The sequence below is a fragment of the Pectobacterium odoriferum genome, assembly GCF_009931295.1.
GTDB classification, from domain to species: domain Bacteria; phylum Pseudomonadota; class Gammaproteobacteria; order Enterobacterales; family Enterobacteriaceae; genus Pectobacterium; species Pectobacterium odoriferum.
Genome location: NZ_CP034938.1, coordinates 317,358 through 333,314, shown reverse-complemented (window position 1 = coordinate 333,314; position 15,957 = coordinate 317,358). Strand labels below are relative to the sequence as shown.

At 53.6% G+C, this 15,957-nt stretch carries 11 protein-coding genes and 1 pseudogene; 2 read left to right on the top strand and 10 right to left on the bottom strand.

What is annotated here, in order from left to right; genetic code table 11:
• Positions 1-7: 7 nt before the first annotated feature.
• Together aaeA and aaeX are read right to left on the bottom strand one after the other, a co-directional pair.
• Positions 8-973, bottom strand: coding sequence for a p-hydroxybenzoic acid efflux pump subunit AaeA (gene aaeA, locus EO763_RS01465; protein WP_161530316.1), 966 nt, complete (start codon positions 971-973; stop codon positions 8-10).
• Positions 974-980: 7 nt separating this feature from the next.
• Positions 981-1,184: a p-hydroxybenzoic acid efflux pump operon protein AaeX gene (aaeX, locus tag EO763_RS01460; RefSeq protein ID WP_005975424.1), complete on the bottom strand. Its 204-nt coding sequence runs from the start codon at positions 1,182-1,184 to the stop codon at positions 981-983.
• 334 nt (positions 1,185-1,518) lie between these two features.
• Here aaeX and aaeR point away from each other — a divergent pair, with 334 nt between their 5' ends.
• Both aaeR and EO763_RS01450 read left to right on the top strand, forming a co-directional pair.
• The gene (aaeR, locus tag EO763_RS01455; protein ID WP_161527855.1) at positions 1,519-2,454 is read left to right on the top strand and encodes an HTH-type transcriptional activator AaeR; all 936 of its coding nucleotides are present in this window, start codon (positions 1,519-1,521) and stop codon (positions 2,452-2,454) included.
• 458 nt (positions 2,455-2,912) lie between these two features.
• A complete protein-coding gene (locus EO763_RS01450) occupies positions 2,913-3,506 on the top strand; it encodes a hypothetical protein (protein ID WP_161527854.1) in 594 nt (197 codons plus the stop codon).
• An 86-nt stretch (positions 3,507-3,592) separates the two neighbouring features.
• Here the strand turns inward: EO763_RS01450 and tldD are convergent, their stop codons facing one another.
• The 8 genes and pseudogenes from tldD to csrD all read right to left on the bottom strand — a co-directional run bounded on the left by tldD (position 3,593) and on the right by csrD (position 15,957).
• On the bottom strand, positions 3,593-5,038 hold the full coding sequence (gene tldD, locus EO763_RS01445) for a metalloprotease TldD (RefSeq protein WP_161527853.1): 1,446 nt from the start codon (positions 5,036-5,038) through the stop codon (positions 3,593-3,595).
• A gap of 56 nt (positions 5,039-5,094) precedes the next feature.
• Positions 5,095-8,925 (bottom strand): AsmA2 domain-containing protein YhdP, encoded by a 3,831-nt coding sequence (yhdP, locus tag EO763_RS01440; protein WP_161527852.1) that lies wholly within the window; start codon positions 8,923-8,925, stop codon positions 5,095-5,097.
• A 41-nt stretch (positions 8,926-8,966) separates the two neighbouring features.
• Complete coding sequence (gene rng, locus EO763_RS01435; RefSeq protein ID WP_039493089.1) at positions 8,967-10,436, bottom strand: ribonuclease G; 1,470 nt, start codon at positions 10,434-10,436, stop codon at positions 8,967-8,969.
• Complete coding sequence (locus EO763_RS01430) at positions 10,426-11,019, bottom strand: Maf family protein (RefSeq protein ID WP_161527851.1); 594 nt, start codon at positions 11,017-11,019, stop codon at positions 10,426-10,428. Before EO763_RS01430 ends, rng begins: the two co-directional genes overlap by 11 nt.
• A gap of 8 nt (positions 11,020-11,027) precedes the next feature.
• Entirely contained in the window at positions 11,028-11,516 is a 489-nt protein-coding gene (gene mreD, locus EO763_RS01425) for a rod shape-determining protein MreD (RefSeq protein WP_012772977.1), read from the bottom strand.
• Positions 11,513-12,496 (bottom strand): rod shape-determining protein MreC, encoded by a 984-nt coding sequence (gene mreC / locus EO763_RS01420; RefSeq protein WP_039470319.1) that lies wholly within the window; start codon positions 12,494-12,496, stop codon positions 11,513-11,515. Before mreC ends, mreD begins: the two co-directional genes overlap by 4 nt.
• Positions 12,497-12,658: 162 nt before the next feature.
• The gene (gene mreB / locus EO763_RS01415) at positions 12,659-13,702 is read right to left on the bottom strand and encodes a rod shape-determining protein MreB (RefSeq protein ID WP_010300322.1); all 1,044 of its coding nucleotides are present in this window, start codon (positions 13,700-13,702) and stop codon (positions 12,659-12,661) included.
• Positions 13,703-14,018: 316 nt separating this feature from the next.
• Positions 14,019-15,957, bottom strand: a pseudogene (gene csrD, locus EO763_RS01410) (RNase E specificity factor CsrD).

Here is a 15,957-nt window from a genome sequence, read left to right as displayed (position 1 = left end):
GCCTCACTTAGCCAAACTCACGCAGGCGATAAAGCAGGCGAATGAGCGGCGACGGTTTTTTGTCGTTGTTGACCTGCTCGCCGGTAATCACCACGGTCGCTGTCGTGCCAGCCGGATAGAGATCGCCCATTTGTCGATCGAGACGGATTTTTACTGGCACGCGCTGCGCCAAACGCACCCACTCCAGATTGGAGTCCACGTTAGCCAAGCCTTTCGTGTTCGCACCGTTGCTGCTGTTATTGACCCCAGCCGCCACGCTATCCACCGTACCGTAGAATATCTTTTCGCTACCCAACGGGGTGATTTCCGCACGATAACCACGGCGAACACCTTCAAGTTTGGTCTCTTCCATGTACGCCAGAAGGTAAAACGAATCCTTTTTCACCAGCGCCACCGCCGTATTACCGCGTTCGATAAACTCACCGCTTTGCACATGCAGGTTGGTGACCCAGCCATCGGCAGGGGCGCGTACCACGGTACGTTCCAGCTCCAGTTTCGCCAGCGATAATACCGCCTGCGCTTTAGCAAGCTGGTGCGTGGCGGTTTCCAATGCATTACTGGATTGATCGATATTTTCCTGCGACATCGCACTGATGCCCAGCCGCGCCCGACGACCGGATTCCCGGCGTTTTTCCGTCACTAGCGCCTGATAGTAGGCAACATCCGCTTCCGCCTGCGCCACGGCCTTGTGGTAGCGCGGCTGGTCGATGACAAACAGCACATCACCTTTGTTTACCAACTGATTGTCCGTGACGCGAACATCGGTCAATAACCCGCTGACATCTGGTGCGATCGCCACCACATCTGCCGTAAATTTGGCATCACGCGTCCAGGGAGATTCGGTATAGAACGCCCAGACACGGAAGATTGCTACAATCGCACACAGCACAATCACCAGCGTGATGACCACACGGCTCAGTTTTTTGATCAGCACGGCCTGCTGTCTAAACAAGGGTAAAAAGAAAGCTTTCACAGACACCTCACAGACCGTAACGGAACAGTAAATAAAACAGACAGCAGAACAGCGCGCTGTTAAACAGCGCAGGGTGCCAGACGAAGTCATAGATACCCGTCGGTTGCAGCAGGCGGTTCACGACAAAGAACAGGGTCAACGACACCAGCAAGACAAAAAATACGGGGGGAAATGACAGCCCGAACAGCACCATAACCGGGAGTGAACTCATCCTCTTTTCCTTTTTCTAATCGATAACGGTAGCGAGCAGGTGTGCTACCGGGTGGTAAATTATGTCGTCTGGCGCGGCCTTTCAGCACCGACAACAAAGCCTCATCCCGCAGGCGAGCAGCCAACGGATGGGATAACGTTAAACTGATGAATAGCGATGTCAGCGGGGGCTGACTAACGATGGGAAATCAGCGTATTACTCTAATTGGGTAAATAAACACAATCATTGAATGGCTCTGTTCTGCCCAGAACCACCGGATAGGCTATATTATGGATGCTTATTATCACCTTATCTACATAGTGTGATCTAAATCACTTTTAAGCCAGAGTGAATAATGGAAAGACTAAAGAGTATGTCGGTATTTGCCCGCGTGGTGGAATTTGGTTCTTTTACCGCTGCCGCCCGCCAGTTGCAGATGAGCGTATCCGCCGTCAGCCAGACCGTCACCAAACTTGAAGATGAGCTACAGATTAAGCTGCTTAATCGCAGTACGCGCAGCATTGGTTTGACGGAGGCGGGGAAAATTTACTACCACGGCTGTCGCCGCATGCTGCATGAAGCGCATGAGGTCCATGAGCAGCTTTATGCCTTCAACAACACGCCGATCGGCACGCTGCGCATCGGTAGTTCTTCCACGATGGCACAGAATGTGTTGTCCACCATGACTGCCGCGATGCTGAAGGAATATCCCGGTCTATCCGTCAATCTGGTCACCGGCATTCCCGCTCCCGACCTGATTGCCGACGGGCTGGATATCGTTATCCGCGTCGGTGCGCTACAGGATTCCAGCCTATTCTCAAAACGCTTAGGATCGATGCCGATGGTGGTCTGTGCCGCGAAAAGCTATCTGGCACAGCACGGTACGCCGGATAAGCCAGCAGATATGGTGAATTTTTCCTGGCTGGAATACAGCGTGCGGCCCGACAGCGAATTTGAGATCATCGCCCCGGAAGGCATTTCGACTCGCGTCACACCACAAGGGCGCTTTGTCACTAACGACCCGCAAACGCTGGTGCGCTGGCTCAAGGCCGGTGCGGGCATCGCGTACGTGCCGCTCATGTGGATCGTGGACGAAATCAATCGCGGCGAAATTGAGATCCTGTTCAATCGCTACCACTCCGACCCGCGTCCGGTCTACGCGCTCTACACCCGCAAAGACAACCTGCCGCTAAAAGTACAGGTCTGCATTAATTACATGACGGAATACTTCAAAAACGTCGCCCTGACATATCAGGGCTATCGGCAGAATCATAGCGAGGAAAAAAAGTAGGTTTTGCAAAGAGGAAAATGCGAGGCGTTTCCCTCTTTCATACAAAACACATCCCGATCCCATCATCCTTGCGTTATATCTCTTCCCTTCGTTCAGGAAAGTAAAATCACATGGATAACGTACGAATAAATTCGTACAATGCAGGTGAGAGATGGGATTCAAGGATGCCAAAAAGCAGCTTATTGTCTGTTTGCAGTCAGGTAATGTGCTGCATGAGGCCAGAGGGAATATCAGCACGAAGAATTTACTGGCAACCGGACAAATATCAATAACAGAACTCATTGATATTATTTATCAATCTTCGGGGGTCGTCTTACTCCTCTTCACTCCACCATTTTGCAGCGCATATTGATGTTCATATCATCCGCTGCCGCCATCGGGGAATACCGTGGTATATCAAATGGTATTTTACCGAGCCGGATTGTGTCTTTATTAGCGTCCACCATTGAGGCGATGACATGAAAATTTTCAAAGTCGGCGATACCCAGTCCACTCTCTGTAACACATGCCAGTCACTTGAAACTGCGACGTTTCAGCTTAAAGACGTCCCATTCAACGATAACAGCAGCGTGGTGAGACAAGTTTTGGTTGGTGTTTGCGAACGCTGCGGGAGTGTTACCATTATCCCCCATCAGTCTACACCCATGATTAAGAAAGCACTGGATGTGCAGCGTAAAGCGCTGGAAAGCAGGGTCCCCGCGCACATGATAGACATCCTGAATCTGGCAAGTTGCGAATTAGGTGGGGAACCGGATTTTATTCCCACGCTGATGAAATATTATCTGCATACGTTGGCGGCTGATCGCGCAGCGGCAAAAGATATCCCGCGTTTTCTGCAAAGTGATTTGGCAAAAGGAAAATCCGAGAAACGCCTTTCGCTTAAAGGCAGACATGTCGCGACAGACATTGACGTACTAAAAGCCACGACAAACATCTCCAGCACAACAGACCTGTTAAAAGGCATTGTTCTCAAGATTAAGGAAGACGTTTTGGTACAGCGGGATGAAATACACATCAAGCAGCTCAAATCGATTATTGCGGCAGTGTCCTGATATCGTGCTCCACAACATAACAACCCCAGAAAAAAACCGCGCTAATAAAGCGCGGTTTTAAAGGGATCTAGGGATATCAGCACGAATTACGCAGTGCCGCCGACGGTTAGGCTTTCCAGTTTCAGCGTAGGCTGACCCACGCCGACAGGCAGGCTTTGCCCTTCTTTTCCGCACACGCCGACGCCGTTATCCAGCGCCAGATCGTTGCCGACCATCGAGATCTGCTGCATCGCTTCAATGCCGGAACCAATCAGCGTTGCGCCTTTAACCGGCGTGGTGATACGGCCTTTTTCGATCAGGTATGCTTCGGATGTCGAGAAGACGAACTTGCCAGAGGTGATATCGACCTGACCACCGCCAAAGTTTGGCGCATACAGACCGTATTCGACGCTGGAGATAATCTCTTCCGGCGTGGACTTCCCAGCCAGCATGTAGGTGTTCGTCATGCGCGGCATCGGCAAGTGCGCATAAGATTCGCGGCGACCGTTGCCCGTTGGCGCAACGCCCATCAGACGAGCATTCATCTTGTCCTGCATGTAGCCTTTCAGAATACCGTTTTCGATCAGGACATTGTATTGCCCCGGAACGCCTTCATCGTCCATCGAAACTGAACCGCGACGTCCGGTCAGCGTGCCGTCATCCACCACCGTGCACAGCTCTGACGCAACGAGTTTCCCCATCTGCCCGCTGAATACTGACGTACCGCGACGGTTAAAATCGCCTTCCAGACCGTGTCCTACCGCTTCATGCAGCAGCACACCCGGCCAGCCAGCACCCAGCACCACAGGCATTGGCCCCGCAGGTGCCGCCACCGCCGACAGGTTAACCAGCGCCATACGCACGGCTTCTTTTGCCCAGGCATCGACGCGTGCTTCGCCGTCAGCCACTTCCCAGAAATAGTCATAGCCGCCACGCAGGCCGCCGCCGCTGGAACCACGTTCACGTTTGCCCTCAGATTCAACCAGCACGCTGATCGACAAACGCACTAATGGCCGCACATCCGCCGCCAGCGTACCGTCCGTCGCTGCCACCAGCACCAGCTCATACACGCCGGTCAGGCTGGCTGACACTTCCTGCACGCGCACATCTGCGGCACGCGCGACCGTGTCGGCACGCTGCAACAGCGCAATTTTGTCCTCACGCGTCAGGCTATCCAGCGGGTTCAACGTTGGATAAAGCGCATGATGCGATACCGCTCCCAACGTGTGCGCCGTGCCTGTACCCTGTTCCCGCACAATGCTGCGTGCTGCCTGCGCGCTCTGGTGCAATGCGTTCAGCGTGATCTGATCGGCATAAGCAAACCCAGTCTTTTCACCATCAATCGCACGGATACCCACGCCCTGATCGATATTGTAAGAACCGTCTTTAATGATGCGATCTTCCAGTACCCAGGACTCATGGTAGCTGGACTGGAAATAGAGATCGGCATAGTCCAGTCGACGCTCATTAAGCGACCCCAGCACAGCGGCGAGATCGTCAAGATTCAATTTGTTGGCGGTGAGTAACTGCTCACTGACAAACGAAAGGCTCATAGTTTTTCACTCTTTATCAGATAATCGGCTGAGTACGCTGCGCTGCCCTAACGGCATTATTCGCCTTTCTTCTTGTTCGGCTCACGCAGCACTTCCTGAATCTTTGGCTGATCGAGGCTACCGGAAATCTGGTAGCGAATCAGCGAAATCTTGTTCCATAGCGGTGCCAGCACTTTACTGGCAGCAAACACCGCGGCCCCGACAACCGGGTTAACGGCAAATGCGGTCGCCACCCCCACCGTTGCGGAAATTTCTGGGGCGATAACCGCTTCCATATTGACCTGTCGCTTAGCGAGATCGAGATCGCCTTTTATCGCGATATCGGCCTCCAAACCGTCGACCAACATATCATCAGTATGCAACACGCCGTCTTTAATCCATGCGGTGCTGCGAATCGAGTCAAAGTAAAACCCGCGACCAAACGTATCGCTAAAATCGAACCGCAGCTTACGCATCAACGCATCGAAGCTCAATAAACGCAGCAACTGGCCAGCCTGACCGGCACCGACCTCGGCAATTTCACCTTTACCGATGCGTGTGTGCAATATTCCGCTCAGGCTGGCAATATCCGGTGCCCAAGGCGTACCGCGCCAGTACAGATCGTAGTCCACATCGAAAGAACCAGCTTTCAGCGGTGAATCAACGCCAAACCAGTTAGCGTTCTGCTCCAGGCTATCACCTGTCAGACGGCCTTTTAACGCCGTCCGCACGCCTTCTGCGTTTTCCTGCCAGGAACCGTTTACCGTCAGGCGAGCTTTGCCTGTATCAATAATACCGTCTGCCAGCGTTAATTTTTCCTTTTCTGGCAGCAGCGTTCCCTGAATACGTCCCATATTCTGCCCGAGAATCCAGCACTGGCGACAGTTAACCGCCAGCGACGGCCAGTCCTCAAAGCTGATGCTCGGGTCGTTTAGCGGCGATTTTTTCTCTGCTAATGCTACTGGGTTGGTCGCTTCATTCCCTTTCCACTGAGGATTGTAGTAGAGATAATTGATGTCGCTGCGCCACATGCCGCGATTGGGTATCTCAACCATTCCGTCAATTTCGCGTCCTTTTGCCTGCACTTCACTGCCAGCAAGCGTAGTTTTACGCGTAATTTCCAGATCGTGCCACTGTTGCCCCAGCAACTGTAGCTCAGGCGTCCGCAGCGTCACGGCTTCAGGAAAACGAAGAGAACTATGTGCCTTTTTCCCTTCCGCTGGTGTCGAAGCACGCAGTGAAGGCAGAAGCCCCAGCCAACTTTCAGCATCCAGCGGCGGAAGATCGAGCACCAGCGAGGAATCCTCTGGTAACGCAGGCGCCGCCGTTGCCGCGTTCTGCCAGCTTGCCCGTGCCAGCATCACGGTGTCGCCTTTCAGCAGCCATTGGCTATTGAAACGGTTATCGTTGCCCACTCGCCCTTGCATGGAAAAACCATTCAGGTTACCGCTGGCTTTTACCTCCAGTGGCAGGCTCTCGCCATCAGGTTTACTGAGCGGGTTAGGTAAGTGACTACTTACTTTATTTAAATCAGCTTGTACATCAATATCATAAGTCGTTTTACCAGAATGCGGCAGGTTGACGGCAACCGAACTCTTCCAGCCTGCCGTGCCAGACAGGGCTTTGCTTGCCGATGCCGGTAAACCGGGCAAGAGCGCAGGCTGCCAGTCGCCCTGCAAGCCAACATTCACCAGAAAAGCCTTCGCGTGCTCTTCTGTCGTGAAATTGACCGCCATTGGCTGATTCAGCCAATTCGCCTGAAGGGTTTCACTGCGTAAGTTGCCGTTCTCATAGCGGAACTTACCCGTGAGATTCTTAATCGTGGTATCCAGCGGCTTGATGTAGAGGCTGTTATTGTTCAGCGTAATATCGCCACTGGCGCGGACATCGTCACCAGCAAGCGGGATATCCAGATGCAGCGTCCCTTTCACCGGCCCGCCAATTTTCAGCTCGTCCAGTGCCGTGCCCAGCGAGGATTTCAGCGGCGTCTGATGAAAGTAGTTCCCCACCTCTGGCCCCGGACCGTCCAGTTCGCCATCGACGAGCAGCATCTCTTTTTCATAATCGGGAATGACCGCACTAATGTTTTTGCCTTCCACTTTGCCCAGCCAGGTTTGTGGTGCAAACATCCACAGGCCGTTGTTAGCAAAGTCCAGATTGATATCCAGCGGCGTCAGCGCAGGCCAGCCCGGCTGAAATTCGAAGGTAGCCTCTTTAACCGGCACCCAGACTTCAAACTGGCCTTCGTTGTGCGTATACGGGAAATGCTGCGGATTGCCAGCAAAGATCAGCGTCGCGTTATCAACACGGCCGCCCTTCAGCGCACCGCTCAGATAGTCCACCAGCTCGGTGCCCATAAACAGTTCGGGATAATAGCGCCAGGCATCAGCCGCATCGGTCAGTCGAATCCCAGCCAGAATATCCAGCTTCGGTTCCTGCTTGGCGGGCTGTTCATAGCGGAAATCACCGTTAGCCCATAGCGATTTCGCCTGCACGTCCAGCCCATGACTCCAAAGCGACAGGCCTTGCGCATCATTACGCCAGTCTATCGTGCCGCTGGCCTGCTTGATTTCCAGCGGCGCGCGGAACATATCGACATAGGGCAGCGTGCTCTGCTTTAACGCGATGCTGACCTGACCGCGTTCGGCACTACCGCGCGCAGAGCCGGAGAAATGATCGACGCCCGGCAGCAATTTCCACTGCTTCCAGCTCACATCCTGCCAGTCGGCCTGAAAGCGGCTTCGCTCCGGCTGTTGCAGAGGGATATCGACAGCAACAGTATTCAATGTTCCCGTCGGTTGCAGTTCATCCCAGCGCGCTTTCAATTCTGGCGTCGTGCCGGACAGCAGCGGAAGCAGCGTGCTTACTCGCGCCAATGCCAAGTTGCTGGCTCGAACGCGCAGCGCTTCCTGCCGATCTGGCCCTAACATGTGTTCATTCTTTGGCAGCCAGAGCGCGGAGAGCCGACCTTTCGGCCAGGCGACACCATCCGTTGCCAGATTCAATTCAGGCACATCCACCTGCCAGCCATTTTCCTGACGGCTGACGTGCAGCGTCATATCATCCACATTCAGACGATGTGCATCACTGCCTTCACCCCAATTCGCCGTACCCTGATTGAGGAGCACATCGCCACTGTGGATGTCGCCATCACGAACGTTGAGCCATGCCGCCAGACTAAAATCAGCGCTTTCCAGCCCAGTGTTGTTTTTCATCCAGCGGCTGAGCCAGGGCTTCATATCGATATTGTCAGCCTTCAGATAGAACATGCCGTTGCTGAGCAGCCCCTGCTCATCGCGCAAATCCATACGCATCTGCACCACGCCGTGCTGGCCGTTAAAACTCGACAGGCTAATCAAGCCTTCCGCACGATGGCGCTTTTCGGAATTCAGCCAGGTCAGTTGAGGAATGCTCAGCTCCGCGCGGGAACCGGAAGGCGTAAGAAAGGTAATGTGGCTATCACGCAGGTCAAAGTGGTCAAACTGACGCAGGAAAAGATCGCTGACCTTTCCTGACTCCATCAGCTTGCTATCCTGCTGCTGCCCAGTAAATTGACTATTAATATCGAGCTTTAACTGGTGAAACGTGAGATCGCGAAACTGCCAGCGCCCGTGCAACAGTGACTGCCACACATCCAACGCTAGCGTAATGCGATCAACCTGCCAGTCCGATTCCGGCAGGGACGTGCGAAGCTTTTCAATTTCTAGCGTGGGGCCAAAGGACTCCCAGCGCCCCGTCATCGAGCCGATCTCTAACGGAACACCGGCAGCAGACTGCGCCCAGGCCACCAGCTGTGGCCGGAAGTGATCGAGCTGTGGCAGCACCAGTCTTAAGCCGCTGACTAACAGCGCTACCATCACGACAAGAGTGGCACCCGTGATGATAAGTATTCCGGGCAGTCGCCTCACTAATTTCTCCTTCTTTCGTCGCCGACGACGAGCGCACGAATTTACATCATTACGACGTCAAACTGCTCCTGGCTATACAGGGGTTCGATTTGTACTTTGACCTGTTTGCCGACGAAAATTTCAACCTCAGCTAACGCGTGCGACTCTTCACTTCTCAACGCTTCCCCGACTGCCGGTGAGGCATAGACCAGGAAACGATCGGTGTCATAAGCGTGGTGGACACGCACGATTTCACGCATGATTTCATAGCAAACGCTTTCTACCGTCTTCACCGTGCCACGACCATGACACGCCGGGCATTCATGACACAGCACGTGTTCGATACTCTCACGCGTGCGTTTGCGCGTCATCTCCACTAATCCTAGTTGAGAGAAGCCGCTAATACTGGTTTTAACCCGATCTTTACTCAGCGCCTGCTCCAGTGAATGCAGCACCCGCCGACGGTGATCTTCGTTATTCATATCGATGAAGTCGATAATAATGATCCCGCCGAGGTTACGCAGACGCAGTTGTCGTGCAATCGCCTGCGTCGCTTCCGTGTTGGTATTGAAAATGGTTTCATCCAGATTGCGGTGGCCGACGAATGCCCCCGTGTTGATGTCGACGGTGGTCATCGCTTCTGTCTGATCGATGATCAAATAGCCGCCAGACTTCAGTTCAACCTTTCTGTCCAGCGAACGCTGGATCTCATTTTCCACGTCAAACAGGTCAAAAATCGGCTGTTTACCCGCATAGTGTTCAAGTTTGCGGGTCATTTCCGGGATATATTCGGAGGTAAATTCCAGCAGCGCCTCATATGTCAACCGAGAGTCAATCCGAATGCGATCCAGCGCGGCGCCAGCAAAATCACGCAAAATACGCTGGGCGAGCGCCACTTCACCGTAGAGCTTACATTTGGTCTGGTTGCGCTTTTTGCGCTCCATCACCTTGCCCCACAGACGCTTCAGAAACGCCGCATCCTGTGAAAGCTCTTCTTCACCGATGCCTTCCGCGGCGGTACGAATGATAAAACCACCGTCATCATCGCAATACTCAGCGACCGTTTTCTTTAAGCGCTCGCGTTCCGCTTCGCTCTCAATCCGCTGTGACACGCCAACGTGCGATGCGCCGGGCATAAACACCAGATAGCGCGACGGCAGCGTGATATCCGTCGTCAGACGTGCGCCTTTGGTTCCCAGCGGATCTTTGACCACCTGCACCATGAGATCCTGCCCCTGGCGTACCAGTTCGGCGATATCACGGACGTGAAAATTCTTCTGTTCGTCACCGGCAACGCATTCGGTGTGCGGCATGATATCGGACGCGTGCAGGAATGCCGCTTTATCCAGGCCGATATCCACAAACGCCGCCTGCATGCCCGGCAGGACGCGACTCACGCGGCCCTTATAAATGTTGCCGACAATGCCGCGCTTCGCATCGCGCTCAATATGAATTTCTTGCAGAATACCGCCGTCGATATAGGCAACGCGCGTCTCTGATGGTGTAACGTTTACCAGTAACTCAGCAGTCATGTTTTCCTCTTGCACTCCGCAACGCAGCAAAATTACTGAATAGCTCATGGGTTTCTACCAGCGGCAGCCCAACCACCGCGTAATAGCTCCCGTTAAGTGACCGGACAAAGCATCCACCTTTGCCCTGAATACCGTAAGCCCCAGCTTTATCCATCGGTTCACCGCTGGCGATATACCGTTCGATATCCTGCTGCGAGAGCGGACGGAAGACGACATCGGTTATCACCAGACAGCTCAAGACATCGTCTTTATCTGCCAGCGCGACGGCCGTCATCACCTGATGTGATTTCCCGGACAACTGACTCAGCATCTCTGCCGCATGGGCTTCATCCTGCGGTTTTTCTAATACCTGACCGTTCAGTACCACAATGGTGTCGGCACCCAGAACCGCTAAATCGGACGGTGCAACCACGACACCGGCGGCCGCTTTCTCATGCGCCAGACGCCGGACATACACTTCCGCCGCCTCCTCCGGTAACCGCTGTTCTTCCACCGCGACATTCAGTACAGAAAAAGGAATATCGAGCTGCGTAAGCAGTTCGCGACGGCGGGGAGAAGCGGAGGCCAGATAAAGCTGAGTCATGAATCACCTTATTGCACAGTAAACTGACGACGAATTTTACGCATCAGCAGAAACAGCCACGGCCAGAGTACGCCATCAACGACGCTATTCCAGAATGTTTCCGGTCGAAAAGAGACATTAATAACTAAAAATTCTGCCCAGAATACCGTGAGGTCCATCAGCAGCGACAACAACATGACGATTAACGCCTGCTGCCATAGCGCCATATTTCGGAATAGCTGGAATTTAAAGGCGACCAAATAAGCAATAATGCTCAGCGCCAGCGCCCGTACTCCCAGTGTAGACCCAAGAATCAGATCCATAATCAGACCTAATATAAATCCTGTGCCGACATTCACCCGATGTGGCAATGCCATCACCCAGTAAATGAGGAACAGCGTCAGCCAGGAGGGGCGAAACATGTAGATTTCATCCGGCCACGGCATAATCTGCAAAACCATGGCGATCAGAAAAGAAAGCCAGATAATCCAGTTGCCATGCCTACGATAACGGTTCATTGGCGGCCTCTCTGCGGCTCGGCGGTGGGCGTAGCGGTATCAGGAGGAAGCGGCGGTCCCATGTCGTCAGGCGACGGTAAAACCTGCGGCATCATCTGCATCAGGCGCTCATTGGCAACCCGATGCACTTCCGCTGGCGGCAACGCCGTATTGGAGTTGTTTTCCACGCCCCACAGTAATAACAGATAACGCAGGCGCTGTAGCCCCGCGGTCGGACGTGCCTGAATAATCGTATAGGCTCGCTGCGTATCGGCCTTGACCGATGACACAACACCAACGGGATACCCTTCGGGGAAACGACCGCCCAGACCCGATGTGACCAGTACGTCACCCACTCGGATGTCGGTATTGTTAGGCAGGTGTTCCAGTTGTAGATCGTCGGCGCAGCCATTACCGGCGGCAATCACACGGATATCATTGCGTAGCACCTGAATCGGCAACGCGTGGGAAACATCACAAATCAACAAAACCCGACTGGTAAACTGACCAACCGCCACAACCTGACCCACCACGCCTTTATCGCTGATGACCGGTTGCCCTTCATACACGCCGTTCGCCTGACCTTTATCAATCACCACCTGATCGCTGTAAGGGTCGGTTCCGGCAGACATCACCTGCGTCACCATTTTCTGCTCATCCTGACGCAGCGGCGAGCCGAGCAGTTCACGTAACCGCGCATTTTCCTGCTTGAACTGGCCTAGCAGCAACAGGTCACTGTTTTTCATCAACAGTTCCTGACGCAGCGCGGTATTTTCAAGGCTTAATTGCTCACGGGTTGCCAGCGAGGCAGACATATTGTCCAAAACCTGACGGGGTCCATTCGCCAGAAAGTAGAATGGGCTGACAGTGGTGTCCATGTACGTTCTGATTTTGACGAACGAACCGAGCCGACTGTCCGCAACGATCACGACAATCGCGGTAACGACAGCAAGAAAAAGTCGTAATTGCAGGGAAGGCCCCCTGCTAAAAAGCGGCTTCATAAAATTTGCGTATTCCTCGACAGCAACCTCAAATCGCACCTGGCGATTTTTAACGTCACAAAGCGGCGCCCCGTAGGGCTACAGGCAAATAAAAAAGGGGTAACCACGAGAGATGAAAAACGCAGGCGTTCATCCATCAGGTCCCCCCTTTTCCAGACAGGATTACTCCTCGCTGAACAAATCGCCACCGTGCATGTCGATCATTTCCAGCGCCTTGCCGCCGCCACGGGCAACACAGGTCAGTGGATCTTCAGCCACCACAACCGGAATACCGGTTTCTTCCATCAGCAAACGATCCAGGTTACGCAGCAGCGCACCGCCGCCGGTTAGCACCATACCGCGCTCGGAAATATCGGAAGCCAACTCTGGTGGGCACTGTTCCAACGCCGCCATGACCGCGCTGACGATGCCCGTCAACGGTTCTTGCAGCGCTTCCAGAATTTCGTTGGAGTTCAGCGTGAATCCACGCGGTACACCTTCAGCAAGGTTACGGCCGCGCACTTCAATCTCCAGCACTTCGTCGCCCGGATAAGCGGAGCCGATTTCATGCTTGATACGTTCTGCCGTTGCTTCACCGATCAGTGAGCCATAGTTACGGCGAACGTAGTTAATGATCGCTTCATCAAAGCGGTCACCACCAATACGTACAGAAGAGGAGTACACCACGCCGTTCAGCGAGATCACCGCGACTTCCGTGGTACCACCACCGATATCCACAACCATGGAACCGGTCGCTTCGGATACTGGCATGCCAGCACCAATCGCAGCCGCCATCGGCTCTTCGATCAGGAACACTTCACGGGCACCGGCACCCAATGCGGATTCGCGAATAGCACGACGCTCAACCTGCGTTGCGCCTACCGGAACACACACCAGCACGCGCGGGCTCGGACGCATAAAGCTGTCGCTATGCACTTGCTTGATGAAGTGCTGCAACATTTTTTCTGTGACCTGGAAATCGGCAATCACACCGTCTTTCATCGGGCGAATCGCCACGATATTCCCAGGCGTTCTGCCTAGCATCTGCTTAGCGTCATGGCCGACTGCTGCCACGCTCTTTTGAGAACCAGCACGATCCTGACGAATCGCAACCACAGAGGGTTCATTCAGTATGATGCCCTGCCCTTTAACATAAATCAGGGTATTGGCGGTACCCAGGTCGATGGACAAGTCGTTGGAAAACATGCCACGAAATTTCTTAAACATAACTAAAGGATAATCCTGCAAGCTGGGGGCGAAAAATAAATCCGCCTACTTTACCAACCACACGAAGCAGCGACAAGGCACGAAAAGGGTCTGCTTCGGTGAAAATAAGTCTGCGTTGCGCACGTCGGCGTCAGGGAGAAAGGCACAACATGCTCTCTCCTCAGGCGGCAAGGCATCTTACCACTGTCCACCCGACAGAATTGCGCTAACACAGGACATAAAATCTAACATTTAATCGGATTGCCGCTAACGTAAGCACACACTAACCGATTTAACAACCGCCTCATTCTACGTCAATTTGAACGGGACGTTTATATTAAACACGATGCCGCGGTGAATATTTTTTCAGCTCATCCGTTACAGGGACTGATGCGGCAAAAAAAATCACCTTGCCCACCATAAACTCCCTTGCCCAACAGCATCCGCCATTCCTCTTTGGTTCGCACGCCAGCGGCAAATACCCGCGTTTGCGTGCCTTTACAGGCCTCAGTCAAGCTTTGTACAAACAGCTGATTTTCCGGGCGGCGCTCAAGACTGCGGACCAAACCGGGATGAAGCTTGATGATCTCCACGGGGAGTGACTTGATGTACGTCGTACTGACCAGCGTCAAACCCGCCTGCGTGACCGCCAGACGACAGCCTAATCCCAGGATCAAATTGAGAACTGGGCGCAGGCGGCCGATATATTGACAGACATCTGCCTCTGCAAGTTCAAATAAAATGCACTGTCGCTGCGTTTTCGGACATTGCAGTAAGACTTCCTTCAGCCAGCGCAGGAAAGGTTTCTGCAAAAGTGAGTCTACACTTACCGGTAAAGCCAGTGTTTCTCCGGGCCAGCTCGCTGACAAATCAATAATTCGTGCCACAAGCTGCCGATCATAGCTAGCTGCCAGCCCCAGTTGTTGAACCAGCGGCATATATTCCGCTGCGAGCAATTCCTGTTCTCCGTCGTAAATCCGGCTCATCATTTCACGATGATGTACCACACCCTCTTTGGTGACCGCAGGTTTCTGATACAACCGCGGGCCGCCGCGGGCCAGCGTCTGTTCCAGCAAGGTACGCCATTTCACGCTGCCGCGCCCTTTGTCTGGCACCTGCCTGTCAAACACGCACCAGCTGTTACCCCCCTGCAACACCGCATTGCGCGTCGCGTCTTCCACGCTCTCCATCACTTGCTCGGCGCTTTGCCCGCCGCGATAGGCACAAATACCAATGTGGAGAACCTCCTCGCGATCGATCAACGGACAGGCGGGGAGAATATCGATAGATTTCACCAGCTGCGTGGCAATCGCATTGGCTTCCTTTAGCGTGCTGTGGGGGAGTAATACCGTGAAATCGCTGCTGAAATAACGCGCCAGCAGCGCAGAGGGATAGCGCATGACAAACGTCGACAACAGGTTGACCAGTGTGAAACGGTATTCCTGAAGCACACTGGTGTAGTCGTGCGTTTCTTGCAAGGTTTCAAAATCAGGTACACGAATCATCATGACGACGCCGTGCGTCCCTACCTCTTCGCCATCTTCCAGCTGTGTGGTCAGTTGATTATCAAAAAACAGACGATTACTCAGCCCGGTTTCAGCGTCCTGCGCGGCGAAAGCGCGGATTAAGGTATCAACCCGCCCGCGTTCCTCACGCGCTTCCACTAAATCAGACAACAGTTGATCGAGCGCTCCGCTGGTATTAACTGGCCATTCACGTACCGACCCCTGCATAACAGATTCACGCTCGCCCTTGAGAATACGCCGTGCGCGCTTTTCCAGTTCTTCCTGTCCGGCAGCCTGACGGCGCAACCAGCGAATGGAGAAGTACAGCATCAGGAGCATCAGGCCCGCAGCGAGCAACACCGACAGCGTCGATACCACGAAGCGCGGTAAACCAATCAGCGGATCGACATATTTTAAGGCGATCGCCATGTTCGTATGGTGCATCAGCGGAAATTCGACCTCATGATAGAGGTGCGTGCGTTCCCAGCCGGCCTCGGGCAGCTGTATTGAATAGAGGGGCGAATCGTTATCCCGGATCTCCAGCACGATAATGCCTGCCGTTTTCATCATTCCTGGCAGCCAATATTGGATGTTTTCGGGCGATTGCACTAATAACGCCTGATCGATGCTGGCCGTGACCTCGCGCAGCTGTTGCTCGGTTCGCAACTGGCTATAATAACAGAGACTAAATATGCTACTGAAAAACATAAGAAAAATGGCGAGAACCGTCAGCAATGCTATGAGTATCGAGAACCTGGTCGTAAATCCCAT

What these genes read in the sequence shown, in the direction of transcription:
- aaeX (WP_005975424.1), bottom strand. Translation starts at nt 1,184, where the DNA reads ATGAGTTCACTCCCGGTTATGGTGCTGTTCGGGCTGTCATTTCCCCCC.
- aaeR (WP_161527855.1), top strand. Translation starts at nt 1,519, where the DNA reads ATGGAAAGACTAAAGAGTATGTCGGTATTTGCCCGCGTGGTGGAATTT.
- EO763_RS01450 (WP_161527854.1), top strand. Translation starts at nt 2,913, where the DNA reads ATGAAAATTTTCAAAGTCGGCGATACCCAGTCCACTCTCTGTAACACA.
- tldD (WP_161527853.1), bottom strand. Translation starts at nt 5,038, where the DNA reads ATGAGCCTTTCGTTTGTCAGTGAGCAGTTACTCACCGCCAACAAATTG.
- rng (WP_039493089.1), bottom strand. Translation starts at nt 10,436, where the DNA reads ATGACTGCTGAGTTACTGGTAAACGTTACACCATCAGAGACGCGCGTT.
- EO763_RS01430 (WP_161527851.1), bottom strand. Translation starts at nt 11,019, where the DNA reads ATGACTCAGCTTTATCTGGCCTCCGCTTCTCCCCGCCGTCGCGAACTG.
- mreD (WP_012772977.1), bottom strand. Translation starts at nt 11,516, where the DNA reads ATGAACCGTTATCGTAGGCATGGCAACTGGATTATCTGGCTTTCTTTT.
- mreC (WP_039470319.1), bottom strand. Translation starts at nt 12,496, where the DNA reads ATGAAGCCGCTTTTTAGCAGGGGGCCTTCCCTGCAATTACGACTTTTT.
- mreB (WP_010300322.1), bottom strand. Translation starts at nt 13,702, where the DNA reads ATGTTTAAGAAATTTCGTGGCATGTTTTCCAACGACTTGTCCATCGAC.